We start from the raw sequence: 16,043 nt of genomic DNA, 5'->3' as shown, positions 1-16,043 counted from the left end.
TAGCTCCCGTCATTAACCCTTGCTTAAGCTTGTCGTTGCGGCTGCTCGGCCGTGCGCTCAATGTCGCCGTGGACGGGGAGGCGTGCAGAGGCGGAAGCGATCATGTCCATGGCAAGTCTGGCGATCACGAGCACCGGGCCGCAGCGTCGCGCGATCGCGCAGCCGGCCGGCTCGCTCGCGGCATTCTTCGGTGAGATCGAGCCCGACTGGCACTCGCAATGGGCCTGGGACCGCTACGAGGCGACCATTCTAGGGCTCGCCCATCAGTTCGGCCTGCGCAGCGTCTGCGAGATCGGCGGCGGCCGCGATCCGCTGTTCACGCAGGAGCAGGCCGCCCGCAACGGCATCGATCTCATCGTCAACGACATCGATGCCGGTGAGCTCGCTCTGACGGGACGCGGACTGAAGACCGCGCGCTTCGACATCGCCGGCGACCTCTCCGAGCCCGATGTCCGGCGCGGCGGCTACGACATGATGGTGTCGCGCATGGTCTTCGAGCATGTCGACGGGGTCGAGCTCGCCTGGCGCAACATCCACGAGTTGCTTGCGCCCGGTGGCGTGGCCTTGGCGTTTTTCCCGACCTTGTGGGCTCCCGTCTTCGCGCTGAACCACATTCTGCCGGAGAAGGCCTCGCGCGCCATCGTGCATGCCCTGTTCCCGGCGCGCCGCGATGGTGGCGGTGATCCGAAGTTCCCCGCGCTTTACGATTGGTGCCGCGGCGATCCGGCCTTGCTCGAGCCGATGCTGAAGCAGGCCGGCTTTGCCGACATCCATGTTCAGCGCTTCTGGGGACACGGCTATTTCGACCGGATGCCGGGGCTCAAGCAGGTCGACCACGTCTTCAACGCTCTCGCGGCGCGGGTCGGATGGAACTTCGTGACCACCCACGCCTATGTCGTGGTCCGCAAGGGCAGGGGCTGAGCTGAAGTCGCCGCGGCGCAGGCCTGCTCGGCCATGCGCGCAACCCGGATTGTCTAGCTGGCGATGCGGCGGGCTTCCCGGCTCTCGCTCCAGCTTGATCCGTCGTTTGCCGCGCGCGTTCGGCGAGAGTTGCTCAAGGACGAGGGAAGCCGGAACCAGCGCCCCATCGGGCGTTCGACCCAACGATAGAGCAGGGCGGATGCCAGCGCCGCAACCGTCATCGCGACAACGATATAGAATTCCAGCGGCAGTGCCCCGCCCACCAGCTTGACCCAGACCTCTCGGAGCGGCCGCAAGGCGAAGGGGTGGAAGAGGTAAAGGCTGTAGGATGCATTGCCGAGCCCGCCGAGCAGCAGGGCCAGCCGCGGTGGGGCTCCACGATAGAGCGCCGCGCCGCCGACGATCAGGGCGGCGGGCAGGCCCCAGCGCAGCGCCGGGGGGATCGCTCCTTCGGCATCCAGGCCGTGGAACTTGAACATGCCGGCGAAGCCGAGCGCCACGAGGAGCACCGCGCCCGGGCCGGCCAGCCTGACGCCCTGCCGATGAACCAGCGCCAGCAGGCAGCCGAACAGGAATTCGAGGATGATCTGCTGCGTCCAGAACGCGAGCTGCACCTGGGCTGGTTGCAGGAGCGCGCCGGCCAGCGCGAGGCCGGAGATGACAAGCGCGAGCGCGATCATGCCGCGCCGCAGGGGCAGGAGCATCGCAGCTGCGAACAGCACGTAGAAGAACATCTCCAGGTTCAGCGTCCAGCCCAGCGCCATCACCGGCCTGATCTCGTCGCCGCCGCGCAGGCTGGGGATGAAGAGGTAGGAGGCGAGAATATGCTGCCAGTCGCCGAGCGGTACGTTCAGCAGCCGGGGCGCGATCAGGCCGCCAATCAGCAGGACGCTGGTCAGAAGCCAGTAGAGCGGCACGATCCTGGCGATGCGCCGGGTGAGGAAGACCCGCCAGGCGCCCGGCCGGCCGAACAGGTCAGCCGAGGTATGGACCATGATGAAGCCGGAAATCACGAAGAAGATATCGACGCCGATGCCCCAGTGCATGAAGTTCGGGTCGATGGCGGGCAGGCCGACGCGCGGGCCGATGGCCTCCGTCTCATGAGCGGCATGGCCGAAGACGACCAGCAGCGCGGCGATTGCGCGCAGGGCCTGGATGGCCTCGATCTGTCCGGCCGGCGCAGCTGCGCCGGTAGAGGGGGCGGCTGCCGTCATGCGCGTTCCTCGCTGCCGCCGTCGCCCGGCCTCAGCGCGGCAAGGCCCCAGATCAGGCCAAGCAGCATGTAGAGATGCCGCCAGTGGTCGCTGTCGATCTGGAAGCCCTGCAGGATAGTGACGAAGAGCACGGACCAGATCGCGATGGCATGCAGCTGTGTCGGCCCCGGCCGGAACACCACCCGCCAGCCGACATAGCAGGTCGCCACCATCAGGCAGGCCCATGACAGCCCGCCGAGCCAGCCATAGGAGGCGAAGGCGTTGATATAGACGTTGTGCGGGTCGGCCTGGTTGAAGATCCAGCGGAATTGCAGCGGCCCGAAGCCATTGGGCGCATCGAGCAGCATCGGAATGGCGCGCAGCTGGTTGCCGAAGCGGCCGGTGACGCCCTGGTCGTAATCCTGGTTGAGGCTGGCGCGCGCGTCGAAGACGCTGCGGATATCCTCGAAGGACAGCGCGACGAGCAGCGCCGCGACCATGGCGACGAGCGCGGCCAGCGACATCGTGACGATGCGGGCCCGGCGGGCGGCATCGGGTGCGGTCAGGAAGGTGAGAACGACCATCAGGGCGGCCGACACCACAAGCACGCCCCAGGCGCCGCGGGAGAAGGTGAAGAACAGCGCGGCGAGCGGGACGCTGAGTGTGATGAGGCCGCGCAGCATGCCGACCTGCCCGGTCAGGATGCGTTGCAGCACATAGACGATCGGCAGCGCGAGATACGGGCCGAGCACGTTGGGGTCCTTGAACGTGCCCGACGCGCGCCCGTAGAGCGTGAAGGTCGAGCCGAGCCCGGCGACATCGAAATAGCCGAGCAGCGCCGCAAAGCCCGCGACCCATGCGGCGAAGAGATAGCCCCGGCGCAGCGTCTCCAGCCGCCCGGCCGCGTCCTGCGACATGATGCCGGCGATGAAGACCGCCGTGATCATCAGATAGACCGAGACGGCGGTGAAGCGCACCGCGTCGCCATCGCCCATCCAGGGGATGAGCGAGAAGATGCCGCCGATATTGTAGCCGAGCAGCAGCACGGCCAGCGGCAGGAGCTTCTGCGAGAACCGGATGCCCGTCAGCGCGAAGACGAACAGCGCCAGCAGGAAGACGACCTCATACGGCGAGGGCTCGATCAGCGCGAGCCCGCTGGAGGCGCCGAGCAGCCACAGCGTCCCGCGCTTGATCGCCGCATAGGAGACGGTGAGGCGCGCCGGCCGCTCGCCGCGCGGCGGATGTTGCGCCAGCGCGCTCAATAGGCGTTCTCGTTCTTGGTCAGCAGCGAGAACGGCGTCTTGGCGAGGATGTAGAGGTCGAGCAGCACCGACCAGTTCTCGATATAGTAGAGATCGTGCTCGACGCGGCGCTGGATCTTCTCGTCCGTGTCGGTCTCGCCGCGCCAACCGTTGATCTGGGCCCAGCCGGTGATGCCGGGCTTGACCTTGTGGCGCGCGAAATAGCCGTCCACCACCTGCTCATAGGCGCGGTTGGAGGCCGTGGCGTGGATCGCATGCGGCCGCGGGCCGACCAGCGAGAGATCGCCCTTGAACACGACGTTGATCAGCTGCGGCAGTTCGTCGATCGAGGTCTTGCGGATGAAGCGGCCGACGCGCGTCACGCGTGGATCGTCCTTGGTGACCTGCTTGGCCGCGGTAGGGTCGGCCATGTCGTTGCGCAGCGAGCGGAACTTGAAGACGTCGACGGTCTCGTTGTTGAAGCCGTAGCGCTTCTGACGGAAGAAGACCGGACCCTTGGTGTCGAGCTTGATGGCGATCGCGGTCGCCAGCATCACCGGCGAAAGCGCGATCAGCGCGAGCGTGCCGACGACCTTGTCGAAGGCCCATTTCACGACGATGTCCCAGTCGGCGATCGGCCGGTCGAAGACGTCGAGCACCGGGACGGCGCCGAAATAGGAATAGGAACGCGGCCGCAGGCGCAGCTTCGACATATGAGCGGAGAGGCGGATGTCGATCGGCAGCACCCAGAGCTTGCGCAGCATCGTCAGAAGCCGTGCCTCCGCCGAGATCGGCAGGGTGAAGATGACGAGGTCGAGCTTGGTGCGACGCGCGAACTCGACGAGGTCGTCGATCGTGCCGAGCTTGGGATAGCCCGCGACGAGATCGGGTGAGCGCTCGTCATTGCGGTCGTCGAAGACGCCGCAGATGCGCAAGCCGGTATCCTTCTGGCTCTCCAGCGCGCGGATCAGGGCCTCGCCTGCCTCGCCGCCGCCGACGATGGCCGTGCGCCGCTCCAGCCGGCCGGTGCGGGTGAGATGGCGCACGCCCGCCATCATCACCACGCGCCCGGTGATCAGGGCGCCGGCACCGGCGAAATAGAAGCCGACCAGCCAGACGCGCGAGACCTGGTCGCCGATCTTGAGGAAGAAGAAGGCCGCGAGCGCGAACAGGAACAGCATGGTCCAGCCGGTAACCAGCCTGACGGCGCTGCCGATGACATGGCGTAGCGCACCGATCGGGTAGAGCTGCAGCGCCTGGAACAGGGCGAGCGAGCCGAACGCCAGCGCGCCGACGGTCACCTGATAGGGCAGCGTGTATTCGACCTTGCCGGCGGCATAGAGCCAGTAGATCAATCCGCCCGTCGCGAGCACGGCGATGAGGTCGAGCAGCCGGGCGGCGCCTTCGATCATCACCGGGGAGAGCGTGGGCTTGACCGGGATCGCCGCGATGCGCTCGGCCAGCGGATGGAAGCGCCGCGTCTGGCTCTTGTCGGCTCCGCCGAACATCGCCGGCGAGGCCGAGGCGGCCGCATCCGCCTTCATCATATCGCGGACGTCGAAAGTCCCCATGACCCTACACCCTCAACTCGGAGCGCCGCGCCGGGGTGCAGCGATCCCGGTTCGGCTCTACCCGAAATTGCTCACGGAACATTTAACCCGACCGCTCGCTGTTTCCGGGGATTCGTAAACCTCGGGGGCGGTCCGGCGGCCTCTCCGGGGCGCCTTTGGCATGATGTCGAAACGCGATGGCGAAAAAGTGGATTTTGTCTTGGCCGGCCAGTGATTTGGCGCAGGTTCGAAGCCGGCGAAAAAGTTGTCATTTCCCGCAAGTGATTGTTATTGCAAGTGATCGCGAGTTGACAGTTCCGTGTCGCGTAGGCATATTGGTTTTCGATGAGTGTCTGAGAAGCACATATTGCTCGTTAAAGAGCGCCGCGCCCGAACAGGTATTTTGCCTATGGTGCCGGCTGCTGGAGAAAATCTTCGGCCCAGTCTTCTTTTCGGATCTGTCGATTTTAAACTCTAACGATTGCTTGGCTGTCCCTGCGTCGCACCCGTGACGTTCAGCGCCGGCTTCGCCCGTGTGCAACATGTCTTTTCATTGGTTGGTTCTGCTCGCGGCCATCGCCGTCGAGATCGTCGCGACGGCCGCGCTGAAGTCGGCTGTCTCCACCTCATGGCTCGTCGGCACCTTGCCGCTGCTCCTGATCGGTCTGTCTTTCGTCCTGCTCAGCGTCGCGCTGCGCGTCATCCCGATGGCGGTCGCCTATGCCGTCTGGGAAGGTCTCGGCATCGTCGGCATCGCGCTGATCGGCCATGTGCTCTTCGGTGAGCACCTGACCGCCGCGCGTGCGGCTGGTCTTGCCGCAATCCTCGCTGGCATCCTGCTGATCGAGAACGGAGTGGGGCACGAACGTAGCGAGGATCACGGGAGGCTCGTGTGAGCACCTCCCTTATGCAGGCTGCGCCGTTCCTCTGGCTCCTGCTCGCCGTCGCGCTCGAAATCGGCGGCACCTATCTGCTCAAGCTCTCGGACGGCATGACCCGTCGCGCGATAGGGGCGGGTGGCATCGTCCTCGTCATGGGCGCCTTTGCCGCGCTTGCGAAGGCCATCGAGGGCATGGACCTTTCGGTCGCCTATGCCGTCTGGGGCGGGGCAGGCCTGGTGATCACGGCCATCATCGGCGCGCTGGTCTTCGGCCAGCGCATCAGGCCGGTGGGCTGGCTTGGCATTCTGCTGGTGGTCTGCGGCGTCGTCGCGCTCAAGATGGTCTGAAGCAGAGGCTTCAGGCGATGCCGCGTGCCTTCAGTGCGTCGCGATAGCCGGCAATGACGCCGTCGACCATGTCGTCCAGGCGGAAATTCTGTCGGACATGGCTGGCGAGGTCGGCCGCCTGGGCGAGGCGCTCGGCCTCCGGGGTCTCGATCATCGCCTTGATCGCCCCGGCCAGGATCGTCGGGTCGTTGGCCGGGATCAGGCGCTGGCGATGCCCGGGGCCGTAGATCTCGCCGATCCCGCCGACATCGGTCGAGATCAGCGGCTGCGCGGCCGCGGCCGCTTCCAGGATGACATAAGGCAGGGATTCCGCCCGCGACGGGATCACCATGGCCCGGGCGCGGGCCAGGGCCTTGCGGATCGGGGCGGGCGGCTCGAATACGCATTGGTCGGCGATGCCGCGCTCGCGCGTCATCTGCCTCAGTTCGACCTCGTCCGGCCCGGACCCGACGATCAGGATGCGCGGCGTCAGCTTGTCCCGGCGGCGCAGTAGCGCCAGCGCGTCGATCAGCGTGTCGACGCCCTTGGCCGAGCGCAACTCCCCCAGATAGAGCAGGTCGAATTCCGCCGCGCCATGGTCGATCGGCTCGAATTCCGCATCGGAGACGCCGTTGAGCACGATGCGATGATCCGTGCGCGGCTTGTGGCCGATATGGGCCTCGAAGCGGCCGGCGATGAAGCGGCTCTCGAACAGGAACATGTCGGTGGCGCCTTCGAGCAGGCGCTCGACGGTCATATAGACCTTATGCTCCGTGCTGCCGGGCTTGTAGTTGAAGCTGCCGCCATGGGGTGTGTATGCGGTGACATAGCGCCGGCCGGGCGAGAACAGGGCCGGGATGCGGCCATAGACCCCGCCTTTCGAGCCGTGGCAATGCACGACATCCGGCGCGAGGCGTCGCCGCAGTGCAATTTCGGAGAATTGCGCCTTGAGGTCGGTCACGCTCGGATAGCGCGACATCGGCACGCGCGTGATGCCCAGCGTCAGCTGACTGCCGAGCTCGCGAAAGACGTCGTCGGCCCGCGCGCCTCCGGTGCTTGAATCGCAGAAGATTCCAACATCATGTCCGCGTTCGACCTGGCCCCGGGCCACGTCGAGAACGTGTCGGAACAGCCCGCCGAGCGGCGCGCGGAAGACATGCAGGATTTTCAGGGGGCGCGAGGCGAGACGATCCGTCATGAGCTCAGCGCGATCTCAGAACCAGCGTTCCTTGATGACGATCGTATCGCCGGGCTGCACCGGGTAGGTGATCGGCACGGTCGCGGTCACGGTCTGCCCTTCGATCTGGCGCGTCACTTCGGCGGAAGAGCGCTGGCCGCGCGGCGTGAAGCCGCCGGCGATGGCGACGGCTGTCTGCACGGTCATGCCGTTCACAAAGGGGAACTGGCCGGAATTGCTGACTTCGCCGAGCACGAAGAAGGGCCGGTAGGTATCGACCTCGACCGAGACTTTGGGCTCGCGCAGATAGCCGCCGCGCAGCTTGGCCTCGATCGCCTGGGCGAGCTGCTGCGTCGTGCGCCCCTGCGCCTCGACCGAGCCGATCAATGGCATGGCGATGCGCCCGGCACCGTCGACGGCATAGATGTTCGAGAGATTGTCCTGCCCGAAGACGATGACGCGCAGCCGGTCGCCGCTGGCGAGCCTGTAGGGGCCGGCCGGCTCGGCGAGCGCATAGTCCGACGCCGGATAGCGGGGCGCGCAGGCGCCCGCCGTCATGGCGGCGGCCAAGGCGAGAGAGGCGAGGCGTCGACTCATCACTGGCTTACCCGTGCAGAACTCGCCTGATCCTTAGGTCGGATATGGTTAACAAAGGCTTCCTGCGGGCCCGTCGCGGGTATCTTGCCGATAGGGCAGGCGGCCTCGGCCTGTGCTGCGGATTGGCCGCCGCAGTCGCTTTTCCTCGGTAGCCGGCTCCAGCGAGCCGGGAGGAAGTACGCTGCCGACTGCTAGGCTGTGGGGGTAGCAGCAGTCGGCAGCGGCCCGGTCATGGCGACACGTTTGACCGGACGAATCGAATCTCGTTCGTCTCGCTGAAGGGCGGATGAAGCTGCGGCTTCGTGAGGGTGCAACGACTCGTTAACCATCCTTGCCGTGCCACAGCGCTCACGCGCTCAAGGCATTGGCGGCAAAGGCGGGGAGGGGCGGAAAATCGTTTACGAATGCGATCGGTTCGTCCGGAAAATCGCCCCGCGGCGCTTCGGTTGCGCCGCGCGGGGCGAGGCGTTGGGCTGGCATCGTCATGTCGGACGTCAGGCGGTCGCGATTCGTCCGATCGGTCTCGTCGGCTGATCTTCGCGCGTGACGTAAAGGGCGGGCAGCCGCAATTCCTGCTGCCCTCGGGTCGGCATTTACTCGGCACTAACCTTACCGAGTGTTCAATGTCGCCCGCGTCCCTCCCTAGGGGCGACAGTTTTGCGTCGATAGGTGGGCCCATGACCGCTCAAGCTGGGATTGATGCGCGCGGCGCCGGCGAAGGCCGAGGCGACATGCTCGATCTCTCCGCCCTCTGGGCGGCGATCAAGCGCCGCAAGCTCTGGATCATCGGGCCGACGCTCGTGGCGTTGGGTCTCTCCTTCGTTGCGGTGAATGTCGTGACGCCGCGCTATACCGGCGAGGCGCGGCTGCTGCTGGAAAGCCGCGGCGGCTTCTTCGCGCTGCCGGGCCAGACGGCCGGCGACAGCAGCCAGATTGACGCCGAGGCCGTGCAGAGCCAGGTCCAGATCATCATGTCCCGCGACCTGGCGCGCGAGGCGGTGAAGCGGATCGGCCTGGTCGGCAATGCCGAGTTCGACTCGGGCGTCGGCGCGCTCGGCGCCGTGCGCAAGCTCGCGGTCATGATCGGGCTCGGTGGTCATCCAGCCGATCGGTCGCCGGAAGAGCGCGTTCTCGAGAAGTATTACGACCGTTTGCTGGTTTATCCGGTCGGCCGCTCGCGCATCGTCTCGATCGAGTTCACCTCGCGCGATCCCGCGCTCGCCGCCCGGGCCGCGAACACCATCGCCGAGACCTATCTGGAATTCCAGGAGCAGGCGAAGCAGGATAACGCCCGCAGCGCCTCGAACTGGCTCTCGACCACGATCGAGCCCCTGCGCAAACGCGTTGCCGAGGCCGAGGCCAAGGTCGAAGACTATCGCTCGAAGAACGGGCTCTTCGCCGGCCCGAACAACACCACCATCACCTCCCAGCAGCTCACCGACCTGTCGGCACAGCTCTCCAGTGCCCGCAGTCAGCAGGCCGAGTCGCAGGCCAAGGCGGGATTGATCCGCGACGCCATCAAACAGGGCCGCACCTTCGAAATCCCTGATGTCGCCAATAACGACCTCGTCCGCCGGCTGATCGAGCAGCGCGTCAACCTGCGTGCCCAGATCGCAGCGGAGTCGCGCAGCCTCCTGCCGGAGCATCCCCGGATCAAGGAACTGAACGCCCAGCTGCTCGACCTTGAGGGCCAGCTCCGTGCCGCCGCCGAGCGCACCGTGCGCACGCTGGAGAACGAGGCCAAGATCGCCGGCCAGCGCGTCGAAAGCTTCCAGGCCGCGCTCGACGGGCAGAAGAAGAACGTCTCCAGCGCCAACGACAGCGAAGTGCAGCTGCGCGCCCTTGAGCGCGAAGCCCGCACGATGCGCGAGCAGCTGGAGCAGTACATGCAGCGCTACCGCGAGGCGGTCGCGCGCGACACCATGAATGCCACGCCGGCCGATGCGCGCATCATCTCGCGGGCCGTCGAGCCGACCGAGCCCTCCTTCCCGAAGAAGGTACCGGTCGTGCTGGTCGCGACGCTCGCGACCTTCCTGATCGCGCTGGCGACGATCGTGACGCGTGAATTGCTCAACGGCCAGGGCCGGCCCCTGCCGGGCGCCGCGCGGGGCCCGCGCTGGGTTTCCGCCGGTTCGCCCGAGGACGAGGCCGGATCGGCCGGTCCGGTTCCCGCCGCGCCGCGCCATGAACGCGTCGCTGGCCTGCTGACCCATGCCGGAAAGCTCGGTCAGACCCGGCTCGACCTCGATCGGCCCGAATTGACGCTGGCCGAGATCGCCGAGCGGACACGTGAGCCTGCGCGCGGCATGGCGCCCCTCGCGCTCGTCCTCGACGGCGCCGGAGACGACGCCGCGCGGCCCCGCGACCTCGCCGAATTGCTGGCGCAGCGCTGCCGCTGCGTGCTCATCGACCTGTCGTCCGATCCTGACGGCGGCGAGGCCGGTTTCTCTGAGCTGCTCGCGGGCGAGGCCCTGTTCTCCGACATCATCATGCGGGCGCCGGGCTCGCGGCTGCATCGCATCGGCTCCGGCCGTGCCGGCCGTGAGGCGGTTCTCGCCGCACCCGATCTCGTCGATGTCGCGCTCGATGCGCTCTGCGAGACCTATGACTGGGTGCTGGTCGCTGCCGCCTCGAACGATGACGGCGCGGTGCTGAAGCCGATTGCCCGCCGCGCGCAGGCTGGGCTCGTCATGAGCGGGCAGGTGGGCAACGGCCATGCGCTGGAGACCGCCTATCGCCTGAGCGAACTGACCGAGGCGCCGGTGACGCTGATCCTCGACGGCGAGGGCGGTGCGCCGATGCCTCCGGTCTCGCGCTCGGAGGTGCCGGTCGAGGCCTGATCCGGCGCTTTACTCCTCTTCGGAGCGCTTGCCCCGAAGCAGGCCCGATGCGCGATGAGCGATTTTCAACGCGACCGGCGAGCGCTTGATCTGCCGCTTCAGCTCGCGCTTGGCGCGGGCGATCCGCGCGAAGAAGCCTCCCTTGAAGGTCAGCGGCAGGAAGCTGTCGACGAGATCGTCATGGTCGTCGCAGAAGGTGGTTTTGTAACGGGCCTCGCCGACGCCGAGATCGAAGACCGCGACGCCCTCTCTCGCCTTCAGGCGGATCAATTCGGCCAGCAGCAACTCGCCGGGGCTCGTCTTGACGGTCTCGCTCGCCATGTCGAACGAGGTCGCCATGCCTGAGAAGCGCTCGCCCTGGATCGCGCCGACATAGGTCGCGACCGCCTGGCCACCGAGATCGAGCGCATAGAGCTCGATCGCCGGATGCGTCGACCCATCGCTCATGGCCCCCTGTTCCAGGAAGGCGCGCATCGCCGGCTCGGCGAAAGGATCGGGCACGCCCATGGCGCGGAAGCGCTCCGCCTTCTGCGACAGGAACGCGTCGATGATGCGCGTGACCTCGCCCGGCGTCGTGGCACGCGTCAGGGTCGAGGGCCCGAAATCCCGGAAGCGGCTATGCTTGTTCTTGAGCTTCTTGCGTGCGTGGCTGCTCATCGAGCGCTTCAGCGTCGCGTCGCCGTCTCCCGCAATCAGGGCGAGCTTGTAGGCGCGGCTCGGGCTCGGCCCGGCGGCCAGCAGCGCCGCGGGATTGCTGACACCTTGCCATGTGACAGGCTGGTTGACGAAGGCCAGCGCATCGAGCCCGCCGATGGCTGTGCCGATCTCGGTCAGCAGCTGCGTCGTCAGGCGGGCATCGAGCTGCGCCGCGAAGGCCGGCGCGTAGAGCCCCATATGATAGTTGGCGTGCTTGCCGCCGATGAATTCGGCGAAACGGAAGCCGCTGCGCCCGGTGATGGTGAGCGGCAGGAGCGCGCAGAGTGCGCCGCCGGCATCGCGCACGAGCGCATAGCGCAAAGCCATGTCATGGGCTGCGCCGATCGTCTCGACGAAGGGCCTGATCCAGTCATAGCTCTGATAGGGCGTCGCGAGCGCCGCCGCTTCGAAGCCGCGCCATGTCTCGGCAAGGCCGGCGATATCGGTCTCGATCGCGATCGAGGCCCAGGGGCGCGACGGAGCGCGGCCGGTCGGGATCTCGTCGAGCGTGGCCAGCGGAGAGGCGGTGGCGGTGGGCATGTTTCTTTCGCCCGTGCGAGCAGGGACTGATGGCGCTTCCTTAACCCGTCATTGTGAACGGATCGGCCACATTGTGCCGGCCCGGCCGCGCGATCGCGCGATAGCGTTACCGGGCGGTTTGCAAGAGGACGGTTGCATTTGGCGGCGATGAACGGGCGTCACAAGGCCATCGCGGCCGCATTCCGGATGATGGCGGCGACCGGCGCCGACCGCTGGAGCCGCAGCTTCGCGCAAGGGCAGGGCGTGATCCTGACCCTGCACCATGTCCGAGCGGCCGAGACGCGCGGCTTCGCGCCGAATGCGTTGCTCGACATCACCCCGGATTTCCTCGATCGCGCGCTGCGCCTGGTCCGGGCCGAGGGCTACGACATCGTCTCGCTGCAGGAGGCGCTGGCGCGCCTGCGCAATCCCAGGCCCGGCCGCTTCTTCGTCGCGCTGACCTTCGACGACGGCTATCGCGACAATGTCGAGGAGGCCTGGCCCGTGCTGGCGAAGCATGAGGCGCCCTGGACGCTGTTCGTCACGCCGGGCTTCGCCGACCGGACGGCGCGGCTCTGGTGGCTGGAGCTGGAGGAGGCGATCCGCGCCCTGCCGCGCCTCGATCTCGCCTTGCCGGATGGTCGCTTCACCGCCCGCACCGAAAGCGATGTCGAGAAGAGCCGCGCCTTCGCCAGGCTCTACTGGCGCCTACGCCGCGGTCCGGAAGCGATTCTGTTCTCGGCGATTTACACTCTCGCGGCCGAGGCTGGCATCGACCCCGTCGCCCTCGTCGAGCGTGAATGCCTGCCCTGGGAGACGCTGCGGGCGCTCTCAGGTGCGCCGGGCGTGACCATCGGCGCCCATACCCTGACGCATCCGATGTTGGCGAAGCACGACGCGGATGTCGCGCGCCGCGAGATCGCGGGCAGCAAGCAGCGCCTCGAGGCGGAATTGGGGATCCCGATCCGCCATTTCGCCTACCCGGTCGGCGATCCCGGCTCGGCCGGGCCACGCGATTTCGCGCTTGTCGCGGAGGCGGGTTTCGAAAGCGCGGTCACGACGCGACCGTGCCATCTCTTTCCCGAGCACGCGGCCCATCTCCACGCCCTGCCGCGCGTCTCGCTGAACGGCCTCCACCAGAACGAGGCGGCTCTGCGGGCGCTGCTGTCGGGGTTGCCGTTTTGGCTGCGGAGCAGGGGGCGCAAAATCGACGTCGCCTGACGAGCGTCAGGCCTCGTCCTTGCGCTCCATCCACTTGATCAGCGGCAGCAGAGGCAGCACCCAGGCGAGGCCGAGCGCGATATAGGCGATGGTCTGAACCGGCTTCGAGGCCTCGGTGATCCGTCCCTGTGCCAGCGCCATGGCGACGAGCGCGTAGACGCAGACGAAGACGAGGATCAGCACGGTCCCGACCAGCTTGCGGTTGCGTTGTTTCATCGGGCTCTCCACCGCGCGGACTTTGCTGCTGCGGCAATGCGGGCGTTGTCGCGCCGGAGCGAGGGGTCTATGTCACTGGCGAGCGCACTTGTGAAGCGATGCGCGCCCAAATATCCCCGCCTGCGACCGAAAGCCCGCCCGTGACCCTCGCCCTCGACCAGACACGCGCCGACGCCAAGGCCGATCATGCCGGCATCCGCCGCTGGCTCTGGATCGTGGCGGGCCTCGTCTTCCTGATGGTCGTGGTGGGCGGCGCGACGCGGCTCACCGGCTCCGGTCTCTCGATCACCGAATGGAAGCCGATCACCGGAGCGATGCCGCCGCTCTCGGCGCAGGCCTGGGCCGAGGAATTCGGCAAGTATCGCGCGAGCCCGCAATACCAATTGCTGAACGAGGGCATGAGCCTTGGCGAGTTCCAGTTCATTTACTGGTGGGAATGGGGCCATCGCCAACTCGGCCGCTTCATCGGGCTGATCTATCTCGCCGGTTTCCTCGTCGTCGCTCTGCGCCGCCTGCTGCCGGTCCGGCAGGTCGCAACGCTGTTCGGCATGGGCCTGCTGCTCGGCCTGCAAGGCGCGATCGGCTGGATCATGGTCGCGTCAGGCTTGCAGCCCGGCATGGTTGCCGTCGCGCCGGTGAAGCTGACGCTGCATCTGACCTTCGCCGGCCTGTTCTTCGCCTCTGTCGTGGCCTTCGCGACGGCGCTAACGCCACTGCGCCGGGTCGAGCCGGCGCGGGGCAGGGCGACTGCGTGGCTGCTCCTGCTGCTGCTCTTCGTGCAGGTCGCGCTCGGCGGGCTCGTCGCCGGCTCGAAGGCCGGCTTCACCTTCAACACCTGGCCCTTGATGGACGGCGCGCTCGTGCCGCCGGGCTCGCAGCTCTTCGCCCAGACGCCGTTCTGGGAGAACTTCGTCGACAATGTCGCCTTGGTGCAGTTCAACCACCGCCTCGGTGCCTACATCCTCCTCGCAGTTGCTCTGTGGAACGTGCTGAGGCTGCGCCGCACGGCGCCGGGCTCGGGCAGCGCCAAGCGCTCGACCGCCATCGCCGGGCTGGTCCTGGCGCAATCGGCGCTCGGTATCGTGACGCTATTGCTGGTGGTGCCGCTCTGGGCCGGGCTCGCTCATCAGGCGCTCGGCTTCGCCGTGCTGGCGATGGGCGTGGTGCATGTCACCCGCAGCGAGCAGGCGGCGCGCCACTAGGGAGCGTCATGCTCGGGCTTGACCCGAGCATCTCCCCAAGAAAAAGGCGCCGTCTCCGGCGCCTCCATCATCATGAGATTCTCGGGTCAAGCCCGAGAATGACGCACGAGCTCAGGCCAGCGCCTGATCCAGATCCGCGATCAGGTCCTCGACATCCTCGAGCCCGATCGAGAGGCGCACCACCTGCGGCCCGGCGCCCGACGCGATCTTCTGCTCGTCGGTCAGCTGGCGATGCGTGGTCGAGGCCGGGTGGATCACCAGCGAGCGCGTGTCGCCGATATTGGCGAGATGCGAGAACAGCTTGAGGTTCGAGACCAGCTTGACGCCGGCGTCATATCCGCCCTTGAGCCCGAAGGTGAAGACCGCGCCGGCGCCCTTCGGCGCATAACGCTTGGCCAGCTCCTGATACTTGTCGCCGGGCAGGCCGGGATAGCTGACCCATTCGACCGCCGGATGCTTCTGGAGATGCTCGGCGACCTTCTGCGTGCTCTCGCAATGGCGCTGCATGCGCAGCGGCAGGGTTTCGATACCGGTCAGCAACATGAAGGCGTTGAAGGGCGACAGAGCCGGGCCGAGATCGCGCAGGCCCAGCACGCGGGTCGCGATGGCGAAGGCGAAATTGCCGAAGGTCTCGCCCAGCACCATGCCGTTATATTCCGGGCGCGGCTTGGACAGCATCGGGTAGCGGTCGTCGCCGACCCAGTTGAACGAGCCGCCATCGACGATCAGGCCGCCGATCGAGTTGCCATGGCCGCCCAGGAACTTGGTGGCCGAATGCACGACGATGTCGGCGCCATGCTCGAACGGGCGCAGCAGATAGGGCGAGGCCATCGTGTTGTCGACGATGAGCGGGATGTTGTGCTTCTTCGCGATGGCGCTGATCGCGGCGATGTCGACGATCACGCCGCCCGGATTGGCTATGGACTCGATGAAGATCGCCTTGGTCTTCGGCGTCACGGCGGCGGCGAAGCCCTCGACATCGTCCGGATCGGCCCAGATCACGTTCCAGCCGAAGCTCTTGTAGGAATGGTTGAACTGGTTGATCGAGCCGCCATAGAGCTTGCGCGCCGCGACGAATTCGTCTCCCGGCTGCAGCAGCGCGTGGAAGCAGAGGAACTCGGCCGCATGGCCGGAGGCGACGGCGAGCGCGGCCGTGCCGCCCTCCAGCGCCGCGACGCGCTCCTCCAGCACCGCGTTCGTCGGGTTGCCGATGCGGGTATAGATGTTGCCGAAGGCCTGGAGCCCGAACAGCGAGGCGGCGTGGTCGACATCGTCGAAGACGAAGGAGGTCGTCTGATAGATTGGCGTGGCGCGTGCGCCCGTCGCCGCGTCGGGGGCCGCTCCGGCATGGATGGCGAGTGTGCTGAAACCCGGTGCGCGGTCGGTCATGGCTGCTCCCTGACAATCTGACGTCGAAAACGGATCGTTCGATTTAACGAACGGTTCGCAAGGCGTCAATTCGA

At 67.0% G+C, this 16,043-nt stretch carries 14 protein-coding genes; 6 read left to right on the top strand and 8 right to left on the bottom strand.

Annotation, left to right across the window (positions count from 1 at the left end; translation table 11 throughout):
* The first annotated feature begins 102 nt into the window (after positions 1 to 102).
* The gene (locus AC3WMA_RS01955; RefSeq protein ID WP_492283728.1) at positions 103 to 921 is read left to right on the top strand and encodes a class I SAM-dependent methyltransferase; all 819 of its coding nucleotides are present in this window, start codon (positions 103 to 105) and stop codon (positions 919 to 921) included.
* Positions 922 to 974: 53 nt separating this feature from the next.
* On the opposite strand, the gene AC3WMA_RS01950 is transcribed toward AC3WMA_RS01955, so the two are convergent.
* From AC3WMA_RS01950 to AC3WMA_RS01940, 3 genes are read right to left on the bottom strand one after another with little or no spacing between them, the layout of a single operon-like run.
* Positions 975 to 2,135 carry an acyltransferase family protein gene (locus AC3WMA_RS01950; protein ID WP_492283727.1) on the bottom strand — a complete coding sequence of 387 codons (1,161 nt, stop codon included), beginning with the start codon at positions 2,133 to 2,135 and terminating at the stop codon, positions 975 to 977.
* A complete protein-coding gene (locus AC3WMA_RS01945) occupies positions 2,132 to 3,376 on the bottom strand; it encodes an O-antigen ligase family protein (RefSeq protein WP_492283726.1) in 1,245 nt (414 codons plus the stop codon). The genes AC3WMA_RS01950 and AC3WMA_RS01945 overlap by 4 nt, the downstream gene beginning before the upstream one ends.
* Positions 3,373 to 4,926 carry an undecaprenyl-phosphate glucose phosphotransferase gene (locus AC3WMA_RS01940; RefSeq protein ID WP_492283725.1) on the bottom strand — a complete coding sequence of 518 codons (1,554 nt, stop codon included), beginning with the start codon at positions 4,924 to 4,926 and terminating at the stop codon, positions 3,373 to 3,375. Before AC3WMA_RS01940 ends, AC3WMA_RS01945 begins: the two co-directional genes overlap by 4 nt.
* Before the next feature lie 521 nt (positions 4,927 to 5,447).
* Here AC3WMA_RS01940 and AC3WMA_RS01935 point away from each other — a divergent pair.
* Together AC3WMA_RS01935 and AC3WMA_RS01930 are read left to right on the top strand one after the other, a co-directional pair.
* The gene (locus AC3WMA_RS01935) at positions 5,448 to 5,801 is read left to right on the top strand and encodes a DMT family transporter (protein ID WP_492283724.1); all 354 of its coding nucleotides are present in this window, start codon (positions 5,448 to 5,450) and stop codon (positions 5,799 to 5,801) included.
* Positions 5,798 to 6,133, top strand: coding sequence for an SMR family transporter (locus AC3WMA_RS01930; protein WP_492283723.1), 336 nt, complete (start codon positions 5,798 to 5,800; stop codon positions 6,131 to 6,133). The genes AC3WMA_RS01935 and AC3WMA_RS01930 overlap by 4 nt, the downstream gene beginning before the upstream one ends.
* Positions 6,134 to 6,143: 10 nt before the next feature.
* Here the strand turns inward: AC3WMA_RS01930 and AC3WMA_RS01925 are convergent, their stop codons facing one another.
* Positions 6,144 to 7,310, bottom strand: a complete 1,167-nt coding sequence (locus AC3WMA_RS01925) for a glycosyltransferase (protein ID WP_492283722.1) — start codon at positions 7,308 to 7,310, stop codon at positions 6,144 to 6,146.
* A 15-nt stretch (positions 7,311 to 7,325) separates the two neighbouring features.
* Positions 7,326 to 7,886, bottom strand: a complete 561-nt coding sequence (locus tag AC3WMA_RS01920; protein ID WP_492283721.1) for a polysaccharide biosynthesis/export family protein — start codon at positions 7,884 to 7,886, stop codon at positions 7,326 to 7,328.
* Between the two features lie 677 nt (positions 7,887 to 8,563).
* Between AC3WMA_RS01920 and AC3WMA_RS01915 the strand changes: the two genes are divergently transcribed.
* Entirely contained in the window at positions 8,564 to 10,726 is a 2,163-nt protein-coding gene (locus AC3WMA_RS01915) for a GumC family protein (RefSeq protein WP_492283720.1), read from the top strand.
* Between the two features lie 9 nt (positions 10,727 to 10,735).
* Here AC3WMA_RS01915 and AC3WMA_RS01910 read toward each other — a convergent pair whose 3' ends face one another.
* A complete protein-coding gene (locus AC3WMA_RS01910; protein ID WP_492283719.1) occupies positions 10,736 to 11,962 on the bottom strand; it encodes a GNAT family N-acetyltransferase in 1,227 nt (408 codons plus the stop codon).
* Between the two features lie 138 nt (positions 11,963 to 12,100).
* Between AC3WMA_RS01910 and AC3WMA_RS01905 the strand changes: the two genes are divergently transcribed.
* Positions 12,101 to 13,162, top strand: a complete 1,062-nt coding sequence (locus AC3WMA_RS01905; protein ID WP_492283718.1) for a polysaccharide deacetylase family protein — start codon at positions 12,101 to 12,103, stop codon at positions 13,160 to 13,162.
* 6 nt (positions 13,163 to 13,168) lie between these two features.
* Here AC3WMA_RS01905 and AC3WMA_RS01900 read toward each other — a convergent pair whose 3' ends face one another.
* A complete protein-coding gene (locus tag AC3WMA_RS01900) occupies positions 13,169 to 13,378 on the bottom strand; it encodes a DUF2842 domain-containing protein (RefSeq protein ID WP_454657411.1) in 210 nt (69 codons plus the stop codon).
* A gap of 98 nt (positions 13,379 to 13,476) precedes the next feature.
* On the opposite strand from AC3WMA_RS01900, the gene AC3WMA_RS01895 reads away from it, so the two are divergent.
* Complete coding sequence (locus AC3WMA_RS01895) at positions 13,477 to 14,580, top strand: COX15/CtaA family protein (protein WP_492283717.1); 1,104 nt, start codon at positions 13,477 to 13,479, stop codon at positions 14,578 to 14,580.
* A gap of 111 nt (positions 14,581 to 14,691) precedes the next feature.
* Here AC3WMA_RS01895 and AC3WMA_RS01890 read toward each other — a convergent pair whose 3' ends face one another.
* Entirely contained in the window at positions 14,692 to 15,969 is a 1,278-nt protein-coding gene (locus AC3WMA_RS01890) for an O-acetylhomoserine aminocarboxypropyltransferase (protein WP_492283716.1), read from the bottom strand.
* Positions 15,970 to 16,043: the final 74 nt, after the last annotated feature.

It is taken from the genome of Allobosea sp. FW305-C-101 (assembly GCF_058783685.1).
Note: the sequence above shows the minus strand (reverse complement) of the source record. Positions and strands in the feature narration are given on the sequence as shown.

Bases quoted from the DNA above. Each gene is read 5' to 3' on its own strand.
- AC3WMA_RS01920 (WP_492283721.1), bottom strand. From the start codon at position 7,886: ATGAGTCGACGCCTCGCCTCTCTCGCCTTGGCCGCCGCCATGACGGCG.
- AC3WMA_RS01935 (WP_492283724.1), top strand. From the start codon at position 5,448: ATGTCTTTTCATTGGTTGGTTCTGCTCGCGGCCATCGCCGTCGAGATC.
- AC3WMA_RS01900 (WP_454657411.1), bottom strand. From the start codon at position 13,378: ATGAAACAACGCAACCGCAAGCTGGTCGGGACCGTGCTGATCCTCGTC.
- AC3WMA_RS01910 (WP_492283719.1), bottom strand. From the start codon at position 11,962: ATGCCCACCGCCACCGCCTCTCCGCTGGCCACGCTCGACGAGATCCCG.
- AC3WMA_RS01940 (WP_492283725.1), bottom strand. From the start codon at position 4,926: ATGGGGACTTTCGACGTCCGCGATATGATGAAGGCGGATGCGGCCGCC.
- AC3WMA_RS01950 (WP_492283727.1), bottom strand. From the start codon at position 2,135: ATGACGGCAGCCGCCCCCTCTACCGGCGCAGCTGCGCCGGCCGGACAG.
- AC3WMA_RS01955 (WP_492283728.1), top strand. From the start codon at position 103: ATGTCCATGGCAAGTCTGGCGATCACGAGCACCGGGCCGCAGCGTCGC.
- AC3WMA_RS01915 (WP_492283720.1), top strand. From the start codon at position 8,564: ATGACCGCTCAAGCTGGGATTGATGCGCGCGGCGCCGGCGAAGGCCGA.
- AC3WMA_RS01890 (WP_492283716.1), bottom strand. From the start codon at position 15,969: ATGACCGACCGCGCACCGGGTTTCAGCACACTCGCCATCCATGCCGGA.
- AC3WMA_RS01925 (WP_492283722.1), bottom strand. From the start codon at position 7,310: ATGACGGATCGTCTCGCCTCGCGCCCCCTGAAAATCCTGCATGTCTTC.
- AC3WMA_RS01895 (WP_492283717.1), top strand. From the start codon at position 13,477: ATGCGCGCCCAAATATCCCCGCCTGCGACCGAAAGCCCGCCCGTGACC.